The sequence below is a fragment of the Pseudomonas sp. LG1D9 genome (genome assembly GCF_002949995.1).
Classification (GTDB): domain Bacteria; phylum Pseudomonadota; class Gammaproteobacteria; order Pseudomonadales; family Pseudomonadaceae; genus Aquipseudomonas; species Aquipseudomonas proteolytica.
Map to the genome: position 1 here is coordinate 1,540,777 of NZ_CP026881.1, position 18,883 is coordinate 1,559,659.

At 60.7% G+C, this 18,883-nt stretch carries 21 protein-coding genes, 1 pseudogene and 1 riboswitch; of the genes and pseudogenes, 11 read left to right on the forward strand and 11 right to left on the reverse strand.

Annotated elements, in window-relative coordinates:
* Positions 1 to 137 precede the first annotated feature (137 nt).
* Positions 138 to 767 carry a LysE family translocator gene (locus tag C5F71_RS07375; protein WP_029297794.1) on the reverse strand — a complete coding sequence of 210 codons (630 nt, stop codon included), beginning with the start codon at positions 765 to 767 and terminating at the stop codon, positions 138 to 140.
* Between the two features lie 84 nt (positions 768 to 851).
* Between C5F71_RS07375 and C5F71_RS07380 the strand changes: the two genes are divergently transcribed.
* The 3 genes from C5F71_RS07380 to C5F71_RS07390 all read left to right on the forward strand — a co-directional run bounded on the left by C5F71_RS07380 (position 852) and on the right by C5F71_RS07390 (position 3,692).
* On the forward strand, positions 852 to 1,817 hold the full coding sequence (locus C5F71_RS07380) for a 2-hydroxyacid dehydrogenase (RefSeq protein WP_029297792.1): 966 nt from the start codon (positions 852 to 854) through the stop codon (positions 1,815 to 1,817).
* A gap of 31 nt (positions 1,818 to 1,848) precedes the next feature.
* Positions 1,849 to 2,847, forward strand: coding sequence for a class I SAM-dependent methyltransferase (locus C5F71_RS07385; protein WP_029297791.1), 999 nt, complete (start codon positions 1,849 to 1,851; stop codon positions 2,845 to 2,847).
* 51 nt (positions 2,848 to 2,898) lie between these two features.
* Positions 2,899 to 3,018: riboswitch (yybP-ykoY riboswitch) on the forward strand.
* An 89-nt stretch (positions 3,019 to 3,107) separates the two neighbouring features.
* Positions 3,108 to 3,692: a TMEM165/GDT1 family protein gene (locus tag C5F71_RS07390; protein WP_029297789.1), complete on the forward strand. Its 585-nt coding sequence runs from the start codon at positions 3,108 to 3,110 to the stop codon at positions 3,690 to 3,692.
* 115 nt (positions 3,693 to 3,807) lie between these two features.
* Here C5F71_RS07390 and C5F71_RS07395 read toward each other — a convergent pair whose 3' ends face one another.
* A complete protein-coding gene (locus C5F71_RS07395) occupies positions 3,808 to 4,626 on the reverse strand; it encodes a M48 family metallopeptidase (RefSeq protein ID WP_104910898.1) in 819 nt (272 codons plus the stop codon).
* 1,396 nt (positions 4,627 to 6,022) lie between these two features.
* Here C5F71_RS07395 and C5F71_RS29660 point away from each other — a divergent pair.
* Positions 6,023 to 6,079, forward strand: a pseudogene (locus C5F71_RS29660) (hypothetical protein); the annotation flags it as partial.
* Between the two features lie 201 nt (positions 6,080 to 6,280).
* A complete protein-coding gene (locus C5F71_RS29665; protein WP_371923391.1) occupies positions 6,281 to 6,985 on the forward strand; it encodes a methyl-accepting chemotaxis protein in 705 nt (234 codons plus the stop codon).
* 368 nt (positions 6,986 to 7,353) lie between these two features.
* Here C5F71_RS29665 and C5F71_RS07405 read toward each other — a convergent pair whose 3' ends face one another.
* The 3 genes from C5F71_RS07405 to C5F71_RS07415 are packed head-to-tail and all read right to left on the reverse strand — an operon-like array spanning position 7,354 to position 8,465.
* On the reverse strand, positions 7,354 to 7,974 hold the full coding sequence (locus tag C5F71_RS07405; protein WP_070994094.1) for an SOS response-associated peptidase: 621 nt from the start codon (positions 7,972 to 7,974) through the stop codon (positions 7,354 to 7,356).
* Between the two features lie 36 nt (positions 7,975 to 8,010).
* Positions 8,011 to 8,271 carry a putative signal transducing protein gene (locus C5F71_RS07410; RefSeq protein WP_029297781.1) on the reverse strand — a complete coding sequence of 87 codons (261 nt, stop codon included), beginning with the start codon at positions 8,269 to 8,271 and terminating at the stop codon, positions 8,011 to 8,013.
* An 11-nt stretch (positions 8,272 to 8,282) separates the two neighbouring features.
* Positions 8,283 to 8,465 (reverse strand): CPXCG motif-containing cysteine-rich protein, encoded by a 183-nt coding sequence (locus C5F71_RS07415; protein ID WP_092238237.1) that lies wholly within the window; start codon positions 8,463 to 8,465, stop codon positions 8,283 to 8,285.
* Between the two features lie 143 nt (positions 8,466 to 8,608).
* Here C5F71_RS07415 and C5F71_RS07420 point away from each other — a divergent pair, with 143 nt between their 5' ends.
* Positions 8,609 to 9,772, forward strand: a complete 1,164-nt coding sequence (locus C5F71_RS07420; RefSeq protein WP_029297779.1) for a 1-acyl-sn-glycerol-3-phosphate acyltransferase — start codon at positions 8,609 to 8,611, stop codon at positions 9,770 to 9,772.
* 119 nt (positions 9,773 to 9,891) lie between these two features.
* On the opposite strand, the gene C5F71_RS07425 is transcribed toward C5F71_RS07420, so the two are convergent.
* A complete protein-coding gene (locus tag C5F71_RS07425) occupies positions 9,892 to 10,149 on the reverse strand; it encodes a hypothetical protein (protein WP_029291734.1) in 258 nt (85 codons plus the stop codon).
* A gap of 160 nt (positions 10,150 to 10,309) precedes the next feature.
* Between C5F71_RS07425 and C5F71_RS07430 the strand changes: the two genes are divergently transcribed.
* Positions 10,310 to 10,519, forward strand: a complete 210-nt coding sequence (locus C5F71_RS07430) for a hypothetical protein (protein WP_008434269.1) — start codon at positions 10,310 to 10,312, stop codon at positions 10,517 to 10,519.
* Between the two features lie 57 nt (positions 10,520 to 10,576).
* On the opposite strand, the gene C5F71_RS07435 is transcribed toward C5F71_RS07430, so the two are convergent.
* Positions 10,577 to 11,164, reverse strand: coding sequence for a YajG family lipoprotein (locus tag C5F71_RS07435; protein WP_029291738.1), 588 nt, complete (start codon positions 11,162 to 11,164; stop codon positions 10,577 to 10,579).
* A 170-nt stretch (positions 11,165 to 11,334) separates the two neighbouring features.
* Between C5F71_RS07435 and C5F71_RS07440 the strand changes: the two genes are divergently transcribed.
* Complete coding sequence (locus C5F71_RS07440; protein WP_092238243.1) at positions 11,335 to 11,571, forward strand: hypothetical protein; 237 nt, start codon at positions 11,335 to 11,337, stop codon at positions 11,569 to 11,571.
* Positions 11,572 to 12,304: 733 nt separating this feature from the next.
* A complete protein-coding gene (gene mqo / locus C5F71_RS07445; RefSeq protein ID WP_029291742.1) occupies positions 12,305 to 13,831 on the forward strand; it encodes a malate dehydrogenase (quinone) in 1,527 nt (508 codons plus the stop codon).
* Positions 13,832 to 13,963: 132 nt separating this feature from the next.
* Here the strand turns inward: mqo and C5F71_RS07450 are convergent, their stop codons facing one another.
* From C5F71_RS07450 to C5F71_RS07460, 3 genes are all read right to left on the reverse strand, one after another.
* Positions 13,964 to 14,251 (reverse strand): PA4642 family protein, encoded by a 288-nt coding sequence (locus tag C5F71_RS07450; protein WP_104910899.1) that lies wholly within the window; start codon positions 14,249 to 14,251, stop codon positions 13,964 to 13,966.
* Positions 14,252 to 14,353: 102 nt separating this feature from the next.
* Positions 14,354 to 14,821, reverse strand: coding sequence for a WbuC family cupin fold metalloprotein (locus tag C5F71_RS07455; RefSeq protein WP_029291746.1), 468 nt, complete (start codon positions 14,819 to 14,821; stop codon positions 14,354 to 14,356).
* 3 nt (positions 14,822 to 14,824) lie between these two features.
* Entirely contained in the window at positions 14,825 to 15,382 is a 558-nt protein-coding gene (locus C5F71_RS07460; protein ID WP_029291749.1) for a hypoxanthine-guanine phosphoribosyltransferase, read from the reverse strand.
* Positions 15,383 to 15,545: 163 nt separating this feature from the next.
* Here C5F71_RS07460 and upp point away from each other — a divergent pair, with 163 nt between their 5' ends.
* Positions 15,546 to 16,184, forward strand: coding sequence for a uracil phosphoribosyltransferase (gene upp / locus C5F71_RS07465; RefSeq protein WP_029291751.1), 639 nt, complete (start codon positions 15,546 to 15,548; stop codon positions 16,182 to 16,184).
* 2 nt (positions 16,185 to 16,186) lie between these two features.
* Complete coding sequence (locus C5F71_RS07470; RefSeq protein ID WP_029291753.1) at positions 16,187 to 17,461, forward strand: uracil-xanthine permease family protein; 1,275 nt, start codon at positions 16,187 to 16,189, stop codon at positions 17,459 to 17,461.
* A gap of 369 nt (positions 17,462 to 17,830) precedes the next feature.
* On the opposite strand, the gene hisC is transcribed toward C5F71_RS07470, so the two are convergent.
* Positions 17,831 to 18,883: a histidinol-phosphate transaminase gene (gene hisC / locus C5F71_RS07475; protein ID WP_070994100.1), complete on the reverse strand. Its 1,053-nt coding sequence runs from the start codon at positions 18,881 to 18,883 to the stop codon at positions 17,831 to 17,833.

Here is an 18,883-nt window from a genome sequence, read left to right on the forward strand (position 1 = left end):
TTTTATGACTGCACGGTCTTGGCTAAAGGATTTGCACTGTAGAGACCTTGCACGCCGGCCAAATCAGCCGAAGGAATGATTTGCAGAGCGGGATGAATGCTAGCTTTGCGCCAGCATTCATTCAGCCGATGACGCGCCTAGCGCTCAGTGAGGGCCACTTTTACACCGATAGCAATCAGCACTGCGCCCATGCTCCGGTCAAACCAATGGCCCATGCGCGCAAAGCCGGCGCGCACGCGTTGTTGGCTGAACAGCATTGCCACCATGCAAAACCACAGGGCGGTGGCCACGGCCAGGTACAGGCCATAACCGGCCTGGATCGCCAGCGGCGTGTGGGGGTTGATCACCACGGTGAACAGCGACAGGAAAAACAGCGTGGCCTTGGGGTTCAGGCCATTGGTCACAAAGCCCGAGGTAAAGGCGCCGCGGGCAGTGCGCTCGCCCACTTCGCGGTGCAGGTCTTCTTCACTGGCAGGCTTGGCCGGTTGCGCACGCAGGGCCTTGAAACCGATGTACAGCAGGTAGGCCGCTGCCGCCCATTTCAGGGCGTTGAACAGCACGATGGACTGGGACACGATCAAGCCGATACCGAGCAGCGAGTAGCCGACATGCAGGAAAATCGCCGAGCCGACGCCCAGCGCCGTCCAGGTACCCGCGCGCCGGCCATGGGTCACGCTCTCGCGTACCACCACGGCAAAGTCCGGCCCGGGACTGGCCACGGCCAGCAGGTGAATCAACGCCACGGTCAAAAACTCGGTGAGGTACATGCACACTCCAAGAAGTAACTGATTATTTCATCTGGTAGGCTCGGCAGATTACGCCTTCGAACCCTGTCGCAAAAGGTACAGTTGATGACGAACAATCGCCGCGCCGTCTTCCTTGATCACCCTTCCCTGGACCAGGGGGACCTTGACCTCAGCGAGTTGCGGGAAGTTTTCAGCGACTTGCAGCTCTGCGAGCAGACCTCGGCGGACCAGGTGGTCGAGCGCCTGCAAGGTGCCCAGGTAGCGATCAGTAACAAGATCCTGCTCAACGCCCAGACCCTGGCCGCCTGCCCCGACCTGAAGCTGATCCTGATCGCCGCCACCGGCACCAACAACGTCGACCTGGCCGCCGCCCGTGCCCAGGGTATTACCGTAAGTAACTGCCAGGGCTACGGCACACCTTCGGTGGCGCAACATACGATCATGCTGCTGCTCAACCTCGCCACACGCCTGAAGGACTATCAAAAAGACGTCGACGCCGGCCTGTGGCAGCAAGCCAAGCAGTTCTGCCTGCTGGATTACCCGATTGTCGAGCTGGAAGGCAAAACCCTGGGTTTGCTCGGCCACGGCGAACTGGGCGGCGCCGTCGCGCGCCTGGCCGAAGCCTTCGGTATGCGCGTGGTGCTGGGAGCCATTCCTGGCCGCCCGGCCCGTGCAGATCGGGTACCGCTGGACGAACTGCTGCCGCAAGTCGACGCCCTGACCCTGCATTGCCCGCTCAATGAACACACGCGTCACTTTATCGGTGCCCGCGAGTTGGCGCTGCTCAAGCCGGGCGCGTTTGTGGTCAACACTGCACGCGGTGGCCTGATCGATGAACAAGCCTTGGCCGATGCCTTGCGCGGCGGTCATCTGGGCGGCGCGGCCACCGATGTGCTGAGCGTCGAACCGCCGACCACCGGCAACCCACTGCTGGCCGGCGACATCCCGCGGCTAATCATCACCCCCCACAGTGCCTGGGGCAGTCGCGAGGCGCGGCAACGGATCGTCGGCCAATTGACCGAAAACGCCCGAGGCTTTTTCAGCGGCGCACCGCAGCGCGTCGTCAGTTGATAAACTGCGCTCCTTTTTCAGGGAGCAGACCATGGATCCGCGCAGTGAAGTACTGCTTCGTCAGGCCGAACTTTTTCAAGGCAACGTGTTGCTGGCCGGCCTGCCCGCCGACGACCTGCTGGGGCGGCTGCCCAATGCCCATGGCTGGTGCTGGCATGCCGGCGACCAGGCGGCGCTGGATGCACGGTTTGCCGAGCGCAGCCATTTCGGGGTGAATGTGCCGGATCGCGCATTCGATACGGCCGTGGTGTTCCTGCCCAAGTCCAAGGACCTGGCTGATTACATCCTCAAGGCCGTGGCCGCCCGTCTGCCGGGCGCCGAGCTGTACCTGGTAGGCGAAAAACGCGGCGGCATCGAAAGCGCCGCCAAGCAACTGAACGCCTTTGGCAAACCACGCAAGCTCGACAATGCGCGGCACTGCCAACTGTGGCTGGCTACCGTGGCCGACGCCCCGCCAGCCCCCGAACTGGCGAGCCTTGCCCAAGTCTTTGAAGTGCCACTGGCCGACGGCCCGCTCAAGGTCGTCAGCCTGCCGGGCGTGTTCAGCCATGGCCGCCTGGATCGCGGCACCGCACTGTTGCTGGAACACCTGGACAAACTGCCCAGCGGTCATCTGCTGGACTTCGGCTGCGGCGCCGGCGTGCTGGGGGCGGCGGTCAAGCGGCGCTACCCGCACAACACCGTGACGCTGCTTGATGTGGACGCCTTCGCCACCGCCAGCAGTCGCCTGACCCTGGAGGCCAATGGCCTGGAAGGCGACGTGCTGACCGGCGATGGCATCGACGCCGCGCCCATGGGCCTGGATGCGATTCTGAGCAACCCGCCGTTCCATGTCGGGGTGCATACGGACTATTTCGCAACGGAGAATCTGCTGCGAAAAGCACGTCAACATCTGAAAAACGGCGGCGAACTTCGGTTAGTCGCCAATAGCTTCCTGAAGTATCAACCGCTGATCGAAGAGCATCTGGGCGTCTGCGCAGTCAAGGCTGAGGGCCAGGGTTTTCGCATCTACCGCGCCAAGCGCGGCTGACGGGCGTTTGAAAAAGAAGGCTTGCCGAATGGATTTTGCCAAGGCAGAATCCGCTCCGTCCTAGGGGAGTAGTCTCCCACGAGCAACATGCTCGTCCGGCATACGTCAACATACTTGGTCAGCAGACCATGGCGTATGCGACCCAGGAGTCCGCACAGACGGACCGGGGTTTGACAAGACCTATGACACGCACACCTTACCCGGGGCGGGAAGGCTGTACGTGTCATAGCCGTGTCGACCCGCCCCTGGAAACCTACCTGATGCTGGATTCACTTCTCGTTCCTACCGCAATCGTTGCCTTGGCCGAAATCGGCGACAAGACGCAGTTGCTCGCGCTCATTCTTGCCGCACGCTTTCGCAAACCCTGGCCGATCATCGCCGGCATCATCGCCGCGACCCTGGCCAACCACGCCGCCGCCGGTGCCGTGGGCGCCTGGTTTGGCAGTTTCTTCTCGGACGCGGTGCTGCACTGGATCCTCGCCGCGAGCTTCTGCGCCACGGCCTTGTGGACCCTGGTGCCAGACAAACTCGACGATGACGAGGCCAGCACCTCACGCAAGTTCGGGCCGTTCCTGACCACACTGATTGCGTTCTTTATCGCGGAAATCGGTGACAAGACGCAGATCGCCACAGTAATGCTGGCGGCGCAATATCCGGAGTTGTGGCTGGTGATTATCGGCACCACCTTAGGGATGCTGATTGCCAACGTGCCGGTGGTTCTGGCGGGGAATTTCGCGGCAGAGAAACTGCCATTGACCCTGATTCGGCGCCTGGCGGCCTCGGCGTTCTTCATCCTGGCGCTGGTGGCGGTGTACAAGGCCATGCAAAGCAGCGGCTGGATCTGATGTGGGAGCGGGCTTGCCCGCGATAACAGTGGCCCAGTTGATAAATACGTAACTGATACACCGCTATCGCAGGCAAGCCAGCTCCCACATTTGGCGTTTCACACAGTCCGAGCTATCAGGACTTCTTGGCCTGTTGGTAAAGCGGCATCACCTTGGGAATCGCCGCCTGCAGCGAAGCGATCCGGCTGCTGGAGGCCGGGTGGGTGCTCATGAATTCAGGCGGTGCGCCGTCCGAGGCCTTGGCCATCTTGTTCCACAGCGTGATCGCGGCGTTCGGGTTGTAACCGGCGCGGGCCGACAGTTCCAAGCCAATCAGGTCGGCTTCGTTTTCATTGCTGCGGCTGTTGGGCAAGGTCATGCCGTAGTTGGCCACGGTGTCGGCCAGCGCCATGCTGTCCTGGCCCAGGCCCAGCAATGCGCCGGCGCCTTGCTTGGCCATCTCGATGCCATAGGCCTTGGACATGGCTTCACGGCCATGTTCACGCAGGGCGTGGGCAATTTCATGGCCCATGACCGCGGCCAATTCATCGTCGGTCAACTTGAGCGTGTCGATCAGCCCACTGTAGACAAAGATCTTGCCGCCAGGCCCGCAGTTGGCGTTCATCTCGTCGCTCTTGATCAGGTTCACTTCCCACTTCCACTGCGCCGCATCCGGGCGGAAGGTGGGGGCCTGGGCGATCAGCCGCTTGGCAATGGCCTGCACGCGCTTGGCGTTGGCGCTGGTCTTGTCCACCAAGCCCTTGCCACTGGCTTCGCCCAGGGTCTGTTGGTACGACTGCGCGTACATCTGGTCGACTTCCTGGCTCGACAGCATGCTGAACATGTACTGCTTGCGCTCCACACCCACGGCACCGCCGCTGGTGGTGTTGACCGACTGGCAACCGGCGAGCAGCAGGGCTGCGCTCAATGCCGTTACCGCCAAATATTTTTTCATGCACATTCTCCCTGAAAACATGGCGCGTATCGTAGGCCCTCCTCTGTATCGGCGCTAGATACACCGGACGCTTAACCGCTAATTTCAGACTCCCCTCACGCCCATGACCATTCTATAAGCGACATTCCTGATTCTTTTGCAGGGCAGCGCCTCATGTCTGCCGGGCCTGTGGCCGATATAAAAAAGGCAGATCATGCCCCCAGCGCCCGGAGCCATCATGAAATTCAAGTCGATTCAGTTTTCTGTCGCGGCATTGGCCGGAGCCATTGTCCTGAGCGTCGTGGCGGCCCTGGTGCTGTACGCGCTGTTCGCCGGCGCACGGACCCAGGAAATGGTGCAGCAACGTACCCAGGCGCAATTCGAGCAAGTCATCGAACAACGTCTTACGGCATTGGCGCAAACCCAGGCCACCCTTATCCAGCGCGAACTGGAAGCGCCACTGGTGACCGCCAAAGGCCTGGCCACCACCAATGCGCTGATGGGCATGAAAGACGCAAACGGCGCCGCCCCGCTGCAGGTCAGTCGTGAACAACTGATCAACCTGCTGCACGAAACCGTGGTGCGCAACCCGAAAATCCTCGGTTCCTATATCGCCTGGGAACCCAATGCCATCGACCACAATGACGCCCATTACCTGAACTCCACCGTGGTTGGTGTAGAACCCAGCAACGGGCGCTTCATGCCCTGGTGGTTCCGCAACCAGGACGGCAGCCTGGGCCTGGAAAAACTCGCCGACCTGACTGACCAGAAAATCCTCTCCACCGGCATTCGCGCCAGCGAGTACTACCTCTGCTCCAAGGAAACCCAGAAGCCCTGCGCCATCGACCCGGCCCCCTATCGTGTGGGCAACACCACGGTGATGCTGGCCTCGTTTATCGAACCGATCATGGTCGACGGCGCGTTCCAGGGCATCGTCGGCGCCGATCTGTCGGTGAATTTCATCCAGGAAATGCTCACCGCAGCCGACCAGAAGCTTTACAACGGCGCCGGTGAAATGGCACTGATTTCCAACAACGGCCGCCTGGTGGCCTACACCCAGGACCCTAGCAAGCTGGGGGAAAAGGCCAGCGACCTGCTCGACAAAAATGAACTGGATAACCTCGGCCAACTGAAAACCGGTGAGGTGCGCTACGACATCGACCAGGCCAACGGGCATATCGAGTTGTTCCTGCCCTTTAACATCGGCCAGACCGATGCGCGTTGGACCCTGATGCTGCAACTGCCCTTGGGCGCGGTCATGGCCGACCTGCACACCCTGCAAGGCGACCTCGAGGCCCAACGCAAAACCGATATTTTCGGCATGACCATGGTCGGCCTGTTGATTGCCGGCATCGGCCTGCTGGTGATCTGGCTGGTGGGCCACGGCATTGCCCGGCCGCTCAAGCAAATGGTGGCGATGCTCAATGACATCGCCCAGGGCGAAGGCGACCTGACCCGCCGCCTGACCAGTGACCGCGCCGATGAACTGGGCGCGATTGCGGCGGGCTTCAACACCTTCCTGATCAAGTTGCAGGGCATGATTACCCAGGTGGTCAGTTCGGTGCAGAAGGTCAGCGACTCCTCGGAGCACACCGCCGATATCGCCATCCGCACCAACCAGGGCGTGCACAAACAGATGGTCGAGATCGACCAGGTCGCCACTGCCGTGCACGAAATGACCGCCACCGCCCAAGACGTGGCGCGCAATGCCACCCAGGCCGCCCAGGCTGCCACCCACGCAGACCAGGCCGCGAGCCAGGGCATGCAGATTGTGCGCGACACCTCCACGTCCATCGGCGCCCTGGCCCTGGAGATCGGCAAGGCAGTGGGCGTGGTCCAGGCCCTGGCCAAGGACAGCGAAAACATCAATGCCATCCTGATTGCCATCCGCGGCATTGCCGAGCAGACCAACCTGCTGGCCCTCAACGCCGCAATCGAAGCCGCCCGGGCTGGCGAGCAGGGCCGGGGGTTTGCGGTAGTAGCCGACGAAGTGCGCAACCTGGCGCAGAAAACCCAGAAAGCCACCGAAGAAATCCAGACCATGATCCAGCAATTGCAGCAAGGCACGCGGGACGTGGTGCGGGTCATGGAAGACAGCCAGCAGCGCACCGATGAAAGCGTGCACCATGCCGCCAAGGCCGCCCAGGCTCTGGAGACCATCACCCAGGCCGTATCGGTGATCAATGATATGAACACGCAGATTGCCAGTGCAGCGGAAGAACAGAGCGCGGTGGCCGAGGACATCAACCGGAATGTGATCAATATCGGCCAGGTGGCCAACGAAGTGGCAGGCGGTGCCGATGAGTCCAGTGCCGCGAGCGCGGGGCTGACCCAGTTGGCGGAGCAGCAGCGGCGGTTGATCAATCAGTTCAAGGTCTGAAGGCTTTAGTGGACTTTAGGGCCTCATCGCTGGCAAGCCAGCTCCCACATGTGATGTGTGAATACATTCAAATGTGAGAGCTGGCTTGCCAGCGATGGCCATAAGTATCTACACAACTTTGCCGCAACGCCTAAATCCAGGCAGATAGCGCAGTTGTGGCGAGCGGGCTTGCCCCGCGCTGGGCTGCGAAGCAGCCCCAGTAAGCCGTATGCGGTGTATCAGATACTCCGTAGCGGCTGGTTTTAGGGCTGCTTCGTAGCCCAGCGCGGGGCAAGCCCGCTCGCCACAGGAGAGTTCGTCAGTTTCTGAAAGTTGTGTAGATACCTATGCAGCGATGGTGGCAGTACATCCCCCCACAACCTTCAAGCTCACCCCGGAGTAAGGCATTCCGGCCCATTGAGCTTGGGATCATTGACCATATTAGCCAGCACCCGCTCGCGCAACGCGGTGGGCTCACCGGCCAGCAATCCCTGCAACACATGCAACGGCGTCTCGGGATCCAGCCAGGCCTCCTGCCCCGCCGCATCCAGAATCAACGGCCGGCGCTGGCTCTGCGCCGCCTGGGTAACCACCGCCGCGCTCAGCCATACCTGCTCCTGCACTGGGTAGGCCTCCCAGATCGCCGCAAAAAACAGGGTCGAACCCTCCCCCGGCGTCAACCAGTACGGGCGCTTGCGCTGGGTGCCGCGCCATTCATAAAAGCCATTGGCCGGCAGCAGGCAACGGCGCAGGCGAAAGGCCTCGCGAAACATCGGCTGTTCGGCCAGGGTTTCGGCGCGGGCGTGGGCCGGGGTGCGGGACAGATCGGTCAACCACGGCGGCGTCAGCCCCCAACGGGCCCGCGCCAGGGTGCGCTGGCCGTCAGTGGCGCGCTGGATCAGCACCGAATCATTGGGGGAAATATTCCACTGGGCCTGTTGATCCGCCGGGAAACCCGGCAAGGCAGCAAAGGCGGGATTCCAGCGAAACAGGGCATAACGTCCACACATGGGGCAACACGACTCTTGGGTAAACCGATCGACAGCCTAACAGACCAGCACGTCGGGGTAGCTGTCGGGTTCGTCGCCGGGCAATGGTTGCGCACCGATATACGCAGTAATCAGCTCGCGGGCGTAGGTGGCCTGGTCGTTCTCCACCTCCAAGCCCAACAGGCCGAAAATCGGCAGCTCACCCGTGCCACCGAGCAGATGGCGCCCCACCAGATGGGCATCGATGCCTTCGCTGGCGAGCATTTGCTGCAACAACTCACCTTCCATCAGGTTTTCCGGCTCGTAGATTCGTTGCATGGCCGCTCCCTTTACTCGTTCTCGCTGCGCACTTCGAGCATCCATTCGTCGCCATGTACCTGCAGGTCGAAAATGATCGGCCGACAGCACACCTGGCAGTCTTCTACATAGTTCTGGTCACCGCCGGACAAATCCACGTTTGTCTCGCTCTGTTCACCACAATAAGGACAATCGTACAGCGCACTTTCGAGCATCGCGGTCTCCCAGGTGACTTGTGCGTATAATCGCCGGTCTATTTGCAGGGCTTTTTCGTTTGATGCCATTTGTTCAGACCTCGCCCTGTCACTTATCGATCCAAACCTTTACTTACCCTAGCCGTTTCTAACAAGAGAGCATGATGGGCGAATTCGATACCATCCGACCTTACAACGACAGCGAAGTCCCGGCAGTGCTGGCCCGGCTGTTCAGTGACAAGGCCTTTCTGGACATCCTGACCCACTTTCGCTTCCCGCGCTTTGCCGGCGCCTTTGGCTGGCTGCTCAAGCCGCTGATCGCCCAGAAGCTGCGCCGTGAGTTCGCCGGTGTCACCACCGTCGCCACCTTGCAGGACAAAGTCGAGTTTTACGTCGACCACACCATTGACCGGGCGACCGACGGCGTCACCTATACCGGGGTCGAGCAGCTCAAGTCCGGCACGGCCTACGTGTTCCTGGCCAACCACCGCGATATCGTGATGGACCCGGCCTTCGTCAACTATGCGGTGTACCACGCCGGCCTGCCAACACCGCGTATTGCCATCGGTGACAACCTGCTGCAGAAGCCGTTTGTCAGCGACCTGATGCGCCTGAACAAGAGTTTTATCGTGCACCGCTCCATCACCGGGCGGCGCGAGAAAATGGCGGCGTATCAGTTGCTGTCGGCCTACATCAATCATTCGATCCGTAACGACTGCCAGTCGATCTGGATCGCCCAGGCCGAAGGTCGCGCCAAGGATGGGGATGATCGCACCGAGTCGGCGATCCTCAAGATGTTCCATATGAGCCGCAAGGACGAGCCATTCGCCGACGTCATCCTGTCGCTGAACCTGACGCCAGTGTCCATCAGCTACGAATACGACCCGTGCGACGCCGCCAAGGCCCGCGAGCTGTATATCCGCGCCACCACCGGGACCTACACCAAGGCGCCAGGCGAGGATGACGTGAGCATTGCCCTGGGCATCACCGGCTACAAGGGCCGGGTCCATATCAACTTTGCGCCGCCCATCACCGAGCGTTTTGAAGACACCAAGCTGCTGGCCATCGAGATGGACCGGCAGATTCTCGGCGGGTATCGGTTGTTTCCAGTGCACTACCTGGCGTATGCACAGTGGAGCGACGCCGACCCGCAGTTGCAGGTGCCGACGGCGGCCGAGGTATTCCCGGCGGACGAGCTGGCCAAGGCGAAAGCGGAGTGGGAACGGCGTTTGAATGCCTGCCCGGCAGAGCACCGACCGTATCTGGTGCTGCAATATGCGACGCCAGTGCGTAATCAGTACCGGGTCAAAGCCGGGATCCCCCTTTAAACTACCGTCTAAATGTGGGAGCGGGCTTGCTCGCGAAAGCGGTGGATCAGTTAGTACAGATTTGACTGATCCACCGCTTTCGCGAGCCAGCTCGCTCCCACAGTTGTTTTGTGGTGTTTTTACAGTCGAGTACTGAGCCAGGACAGCAGCAACGCCAGGCTAAGACAGGCAAAGCTAATGCGATAGCCAAGGCGATGACTGCGCTCGGTGCGCACATCCAGAAACAACATCGGCTGGTCGATGGCCCGCTCTTCGCTCTGTGCGGCCAGATTGGCCATTGCGCGTTGTTCGCGCAGCCGAGTGATGAACAGCAGCCCCGCGCCAGGGCACGCAATCAGCAGTGCAGCGGTATTGATCAGTAGCGCAGACAACGGCATTTCAAACCCCAGTGTGACAATTGTCCATCCAGATGCGCTCTCCCGCGCATTACAGCTCCCTGCCCCCATTGACGAGCAATGTATCGGGTAATTTACAACGTCACCTGAACGTCACCTTAACAAGCCACTCTGTTGCCCTTCGAACACCCGGGAGCTTGTCATGTTGCACGCGCAGAACCAGGATCGGCTGTACCTGATCGCCCCAAGCGATGAGCAAGAGGCGCTGGTCGGCGGCCTGGCGTTCAATGTCCAAGACCGGCACTGGCTGGTGTATTGCGCCCTCGGCGGGCATCAACATGCCGACCTGCCGGAGCTGGATCTGCTGACTGGCGTGAGTGTGCTGGACTTTTATGTCGAAACGGCGGCATGACGCCCACAGGCACAAAAAAGCCGGGCCCGTGACGGGGCCCGGCTTTTTTACCAGCGATTATTGCGAGCTGAGGATCTGGCCGATGCTTGGATCCTTGAACAAGCGCGTCAGGGCATCACTCAACACGTCGCTGACCAGCTTGGTGTTGGTTTCCTGATTCGGCGCCATGCCGAAGCGTTGGTCCAGGGATGCACCGTAACGGCCGCTGTAGCGGCGGTTGCCGGCCGACACATCAGAGCGGAAGGTCGCGCCGATGGTGGCTTCAGTCACGTACAGGCCTTCCTTGGGCGACTGGTACTTCAGCTCGGCCAGGGTCACGGTCAACTGCGGTGCGCCTGGCGAGTTGCTGGTCGGGGTGAAGCCCAGCAGACGCACAGCCGCTTCGGCCTGGGCTTGCAGCTTGGGCAGTACGTCGGCGCCGGTCACCGTGATAGCGCTGGTTTCCGGGTACAGGCCGCCGCGGGTGCCCAGGGTCGGCGATGGACGACCATCAACAACACGCACCGATACCGGCTGGCCATGGCCCACAGGCGCCAACTGGGTGGTGAGCTTGGGTTGCGGGCTGAGTTGCTGCGGGCTGTGCGCGCAGCCAACCAGGGTCAAGCTGGTCACAGTGATCAAACCGAACAACAGGCGTTGCAACATGCTTTTCTCTCCAGAATTCAGGTACCGACAGGCCGGCAGTATAGCGGCGCGCCACCGCCTGGAACTAGCGCCAGTTACAACCTCGGACCCAGGCCCGCCTGCCGCGGTTCAATGTCACCGATATGTCATGCTGGGCTGGCATGCTTGCCCCCATTATCAGGAGGCCGACCATGCTCAATCTTCTCTGGCGCTTTTTCGCTCGCACCCCCGTCCGTCGCAACTTTGCCCTGCTCGACCTGCAAGGTCGCTGCCAGGCATTCAAGCAATGCAGCCAGCCGCCCGTAGGCGAGGGTTGGGTCGAAGTCGACGAGATCCGCCTGAGCTGGATGCACCATCCGCTGCCCGCCCGCGCACGCGTCAGCCCGCGCCGCGCACGGTCATCGCACCGCCTGCCGTTGACCGCCTGACCGAAGCGCTAATAAAAGTCATAAAACACGTCCATTTCCCCGCAGTTCTTCGCTACAATCTCCCCCCGATTATAAGGACGTCTCCTGATCGGGCCTCGCAGCATCGCTAATGCCCAGGTATTAGCTCCCCCGCACCGCCCACAGAGAGCCGCCCACACAGATCGAGTGAAGCTGGTGAGCTGGCTGTTTTGTCTGCAAACCTGCGCCTTTACCGAATCTGCCAGAGCTGCCATTGCGCTCGGCCACTTGAGTTGTTTGCCCGTTATGCCGCGTGTCGGCAGTGATTTCGGGCCAGGTGCCAGACTGGGGCAGCCCTTTTTTGAGGTTCACGTCTTCAAAAGAGCGTGAAAAAAACGGGTTTTCACAACTTCACAAGAGTGTGGCGAGCAAATGAATAGTTTTGCGTTTGTACAAGCACCATCAACGTCTGGCACTGCCCAACCACACAGGACCGAGTACTCCTCAAAAACCGGAGCTTGAAGCCTGTCCGCTACGGATTTGGTTGCACGATCGGACGTACTTGACCATAAGTCGAATTGCCACAGGGCCCCTGAAATGCGTTCATATGCAGATAAGGCCTGGTCGGCAGCGTCCGCTGAAGTTGCAAAAAAATTGCGAAGAATCGGACATGGCGATCCTGGCCATGGGTAACCTGGGGCATTACGTGAACCGCCCTGTCACTCCTGGCAGCCATGCCGTCAATTTGGTGCTGCAGATTTTGGAGACGCGTTAAATGGCGCATAACGAAGCAGTCGACGTAGTACTGGTAGGTGCGGGCATCATGAGTGCCACCCTCGCCGTACTGCTCAAGGAGCTCGACCCCGGCCTCAAGCTGGAAGTCGTTGAGCTGATGGACTCGGGTGCCGCGGAGAGTTCCAACCCGTGGAACAACGCCGGTACCGGTCACGCAGGGCTGTGTGAGCTGAACTACACCCCGCAGGCTGGCGATGGCTCCATCGACATCAAGAAAGCCGTGCACATCAACACCCAGTTCGAGGTGTCGAAGCAGTTCTGGGCGTACCTGACCAAAAAAGGCACCTTTGGCTCGTCCAAGTCCTTTATCAGCCCGGTGCCGCACTTGAGCTTCGTGCAGGGCGAAAAAGGCGTGTCGTTCCTCAAGAAGCGCTTTGAGACACTCAGCCAACACCACGCGTTCTCGGACATGCACTACACCGAAGACCGGGCAGAAATGGCCGAGTGGATGCCGCTGATGATGCCCGGCCGCCCCGCTGACGAAAAAGTCGCCGCGACCCGCGTGATGAACGGTACCGACGTCAACTTCGGCGCCCTGACCAACCAATTGCTGGCGCACCTGAGCAGCTCGGCAGATGCCCAGGTCAAGTACAGCAAGCGCGTCACCGGCCTCAAGCGCAATGGCGCCGGCTGGACCGTGAGCATCAAGGACGTCAACAGCGGCAACACCCGCCATGTCGACGCCAAGTTCGTGTTCCTCGGCGCCGGTGGCGCGGCCCTGCCGCTGCTGCAAGCCTCGGGTATCGAAGAAAGCAAAGGTTTTGGTGGCTTCCCGGTCAGCGGCCAGTGGCTGCGTTGCGACAACCCGGAAGTGGTCAAGCAGCACCAGGCCAAGGTCTACAGCCAGGCGGCCGTGGGTTCGCCACCGATGTCGGTGCCGCACCTGGACACCCGCGTGGTGGAGGGCAAGAAATCCCTGCTGTTCGGTCCATACGCCGGCTTTACTACCAAGTTCCTCAAGTTCGGCTCGTTCCTTGACCTGCCCATGTCGATCCGCCTCGGCAATATCGGCCCGATGCTGGCCGTAGCCCGCGACAACATGGACCTGACCAAGTACCTGGTCAGCGAAGTCATGCAATCGATGGAGCAGCGCCTGGAATCCCTGCGCCGCTTCTACCCCGAGGCCAAAGCCGAGGACTGGCGCCTGGAAGTGGCCGGCCAACGGGTGCAGATCATCAAGAAAGACCCGAAGAAAGGCGGCGTGCTGCAATTTGGTACCGAACTGGTCGCGGCCAAGGACGGTTCGCTGGCTGCTCTGCTGGGCGCCTCCCCAGGTGCTTCGGTGACGGTTTCAATCATGCTGGAACTGATCGAACGCTGCTTCCCGGCACAGGCGGCCGGCGAGTGGGCGGCCAAGCTGCAGGAAATCTTCCCGGCCCGGGAAAAAATCCTGGAGACCGATGCCGAGCTGTACCGCAAGATCAGCGTGCAGAACAACATCAGCCTGGAACTGGTTGAGCAAAGCAGCGAAACCTGTGGGAGCGAGCTTGCTCGCGAAAATCGTTAACGATAACGCAGCGTACTTGATTCAACGCGGCGCTCTCAGGCCCTTCGCGAGCAAGCTCGCTCCTACAAAGAAGCGATAAAAAACGCCCCGCTCTCGTGATGAGAGCGGGGCGTTTTTTTATGCCTTGGACAATCAGCCGCGAGCTTGGTCGATCAACTCGATGTACTCGTGCGCATTGCGCTGGTCCTTGATCAGGTCGACGAAGGTCTGGCCGTGCTCGTCCTTGCCATCGAGGTCCAGGCCGGCCTCCTTGAAAAAGGTCAGGAAACGCCCGAAATCGTCGATGCGCAAGCCGCGATAGGCTTTGATCAGTTTGTGCAGGGAAGGTGAAGTGGCGTCGACCGGTTCAAAATCCAGGAACAGCTTGATCTGATCGTCGCCGATCTCGTCACCAATCACTTGTTTCTTATCTTTACGCATTGCCGACTCCAGCCTGCAGACATTTACACGGGGGTACGAAGTCTACCTGCGGGACACACGCTTGTGTAGGAGCCGGCTTACTGGCTGCTACACAGCAAGTGTTCAATCGAACTGGGCCAGCATCCAGCGATGATACTCAGCCATACCGGCTTCGCCTTCCCGGGGTGCCCAGGTGGCCAGTTCGCCTTCGCCCACCGGGCGATAGGGGCCAGCCTTGCACTCGAACATCACCGAGTCGGGCTCAAGCACCACCAGGCCGTGGAAAACGCCGGGCGACAGATCAACGCCCTGGCAATCGCCACCCGCCTGCAGGACGCGCCGTTCCAGGACTTCGCCTGACTCGCTGAAGATCAGAATGCCCAGGCGCCCCTTGAGCACCAGCAAGGTCTCGGCCTTGTCAGCGGTGAGGTGACGATGAGGTTGCACGTAGGTGTGTGGCTGCAAACCTACAGCCATGCGATGGCACGGCTCTTCCATCTGATGGAAGTTGACGTTCTGCCGGCCCCGGGGGTTGGCGGCGGCTTTCTCGGCCAATTCGGCAAACAGCGATTGATCAAGAAAACGCGCCATGGCTTACATCCCCTTCACAGCAAAGATGCCATTGGCATTGCGCCAGTAGCCCTTGTAGTCCATGCCATAACCGAAAATGTAGCGGTCGATGCACGGCAGGCCAACGTAATCGGCCTTCAGGTCCGGGCGGGCCTTGCGGTCGTGGTCCTTGTCGATCAGCACCGCGGTGTGCACTTTGCGCGCGCCGGCGTGTTTGCAGAAGTCGATGATCGCGCCCAGGGTGTGACCCTCGTCGAGGATGTCGTCGATGATCAATACGTCGCGGTCGATGAACGACACTTCCGGCTTGGCCTTCCAGAACAGGTCGCCGCCGCTGGTTTCATTGCGATAGCGCGTGGCGTGCAGGTAGGACGCTTCCAGGGGGAATTGCAGATGAGTCAGCAATTTGCCGGCGAAAATCAGACCACCGTTCATCACACAGAACACCACCGGGTTGGTGTCGGCCATTTCGCGGGTGATGTGCGCGCCGACCTTGGCGATAGCCTCTTCGACTTGTGCTTCGGTGTACAGGCAGTCAGCCTCGCGCATGATTTGACGGATATGGTCGAGATCAGCGGACATGGCGCTCTCCAGGGGTACTGTGGCAAGAAAAGCGGGCGAAGGTACGCCTCTGGGACGCAACGTTCAAGCCTTTATGGACTAACGTACTTGTTGTCTATAGGACAACACCCTCGGATAGATTAATCTAGACCGGTTTTTTTGCCCGCCGCCGGAGCCTTTCCCCATGCCCATCCGTGAGATCCGCCACCCGCTGATCCGACACAAGCTCGGCCTTATGCGCCGCGCCGACATTAGCACGAAGAACTTCCGTGAGCTTGCTCAGGAAGTCGGAGCGTTGCTCACCTACGAAGCCACGAAAGATTTACCCCTGGAAAACTACGAGATCCCCGGTTGGTGCGGTCCCGTCCAGGTCGAGAAAATCGCCGGCAAGAAAATTACCGTGGTGCCGATCCTGCGCGCCGGTATCGGCATGCTCGAAGGCGTGCTGAGCCTGATCCCAGGCGCCAAGGTCAGCGCTGTGGGCGTCGCCCGCAACGAAGAAACCCTGCAGGCCCACACCTACCTGGAAAAACTCGTCCCGGAAATCGACGAGCGCCTGGCGATGATCATCGACCCGATGCTGGCCACCGGCAGCTCCATGGTCGCCACCATCGACCTGCTGAAGAAAGCCGGCTGCAAGGACATCCGCGCCATGGTGCTGGTGGCTGCGCCCGAAGGTATCGCCGCCGTAGAAAAAGCGCACCCGGATGTGGTGATTTACACCGCGTCCATCGATGAACGCCTGAACGAACACGGCTACATCATTCCGGGCCTGGGCGATGCGGGCGATAAAATCTTCGGCACCAAGCAGAAGGACGCGTGAACATGCAGGATGAATTCAACGACCCGCTTTGGCGCCAGATCCTGTCTGGCGCACAGATGCTCTTCGTAGCATTTGGCGCGTTGGTGTTGATGCCACTGATCACAGGTCTTGATCCAAACGTTGCACTGTTTACCGCAGGCCTGGGCACGTTGCTGTTCCAGATCGTGACAGGGCGCCAAGTGCCGGTGTTCCTGGCATCGAGCTTTGCCTTTATCACCCCGATCATTCTCGCCAAGGGCCAGTTCGGCCTCGCGGCGACCATGGGCGGTGTGATGGCAGCGGGTTTCGTCTACACCTTTCTCGGCCTGGCCGTGAAGATCAAGGGCACCGGTTTTATCGACCGGCTGCTGCCGCCCGTGGTCATCGGGCCGGTGATCATCTCCATTGGCCTGGCCATGGCGCCGATTGCCGCCAATATGGCGATGGGCAAGAGTGGTGACGGTGCCGAGCTGATCCATTACCAGACGGCCATGATGATCTCGATGCCAGCGCTGCTGACCACGCTGATCGTGGCCGTGTTCGGCAAGGGTATTTTCCGCCTGGTGCCGATCATTGCCGGGGTATTGGTGGGTTTTGGCATGTCGTTCTACTTTGGCGTGGTCGACACCGCGAAGATCGCCGCCGCGCCATGGCTAGCCCTGCCTCACTTCACCGCGCCGGAATTCAACTGGCAGGCGATTCTGTTTATCGTCCCAGTCGCCCTGGCACCGGCCATTGAACACATCGGCGGCGTGATTGCCGTGGGTAGCGTGACCGGTCGCGATTACCTGAAAAAGCCCGGCCTGCATCGCACGCTATTGGGCGACGGCATCGCCACCACCACTGCCGGCCTGTTCGGCGGCCCGCCCAACACCACCTACGCCGAAGTGACCGGCGCGGTGATGCTGACCAAGAACTACAACCCGAAGATCATGACCTGGGCGGCGGTATTTGCCATCACCCTGGCCTTTGTCGGCAAGTTCGGCGCGCTGCTGCAGAGCATTCCGGTGCCGGTGATGGGCGGGATTCTGTGCCTGTTGTTCGGCTCGATTGCCGCGGTGGGGATGAATACCCTGATCCGTCACCAGATCGACCTGGGGGAAGCACGCAATCTGGTGATTGTGTCGGTAACCCTGGTATTCGGGATTGGCGGTGTGCTGATCGGCACCGGCACCGGCCCGGACGATTTCGGCCTCAAGGGCATCGCCCTGTGTGCGGTGGTAGCGATTGGCTTGAACCTGCTGCTGCCGGGCAATGACGGCTGGAAGCACAAGAAGCCGGACGAGCCGTTGCTCTAAAGGCTACGGATTGTCGGTGTTGCTGATGACCTCATCGCGGGCAAGCCCGGTTCCCACATTGCAATGCATTTGTGTGTGGGAGCCGGGCTGGCCCGCGATGAGCATAGGTATCTACACAACTTTGCCGCAACGCCCAAATCCAGACAGATAGAGCAGTTGTGGCGAGCGGGCTTGCCCCGCGCTGGGCTGCGAAGCAGCCCTAAACCCGGGCGTCGCGGTTTATCTGAAGAAACGTGGAGGGCTTTTTGGGCTGCTTCGCAGCCCAGCGCGGGGCAAGCCCGCTCGCCACAGGAGAGTTCGTCAGTTTCTGAAAGTTGTGTAGATACCTATGCCGCGATGAGGCCAGGGCAGCCAATACAGGTTTAAGCCTTAAAGATCGCCCAAGCCATCGACCAGCGCCTGGTTCTGCTCTGGCGTGCCGATGCTGATCCGCAGGAACTGGGCAATCCGCTCCTGCTTGAAGTGCCGCACGATCACCCCTTGCTCGCGCAGCTTGGCCGCCAGGCCGGCGGCGTCGTGCCGTGGGTGGCGGGCAAAGATGAAGTTGGCCGCCGAAGGCAGCACTTCAAAGCCTTTACCCTGCAACTGCGCAACCACCTTCTCGCGACTGTCGATGACCAACTGGCAGGTCTTCTCGAAGTATTCACGATCTTCAAAGGCCGCCGCCGCACCAACAATCGCCAGGCGATCCAGCGGATAGGAGTTGAAGCTGTTCTTGACCCGCTCCAGCGCCTCTATCAGGTCCGGATGGCCCACCGCCAGGCCTACGCGCAAACCGGCCAGTGAGCGCGATTTGGAGAGGGTCTGGGTGACCAGCAGGTTGGGGTAACGGTCTACCAGGCTGATGGCGGTTTCGCCACCGAAGTCGATATAGGCTTCATCGACCACCACCACCGAATCCGGGCTGGCCTTGAGCAACTGCTCCACCGCATCCAGCGCCAGCACGCAGCCGGTCGGCGCGTTCGGGTTGGGGAAGATGATGCCGCCATTGGGCTTGGCGTAGTCCGCCACGCGGATCTGGAACTGCTCGTCCAGCGGCACCGGGTCGGACTTGATGCCGTACAACCCGCAGTAGACTGGATAAAAGCTGTAGCTGATATCCGGAAACAGCAGCGGCAAGTCGTGCTGGAACAGGCCGTGGAAGATGTGCGCCAGGACTTCATCGGAACCATTGCCGAGGAAGACCTTGCTCGCATCGACCCCGTAATACTTGGCCACGGCCTGCTTGAGCAGGTCGCTGTTGGGGTCGGGGTACAAACGCAGGTTGTCGTTCAGCTCGGCCTGCATGGCTGCCAGCGCCTTGGGCGATGGCCCATAGGGGTTTTCGTTGGTGTTGAGCTTGACCAGCTTGGTCAGCTTCGGCTGCTCGCCGGGCACGTAAGGCACCAGGTTCTTGACGAAGGGGCTCCAGAATTTGCTCAT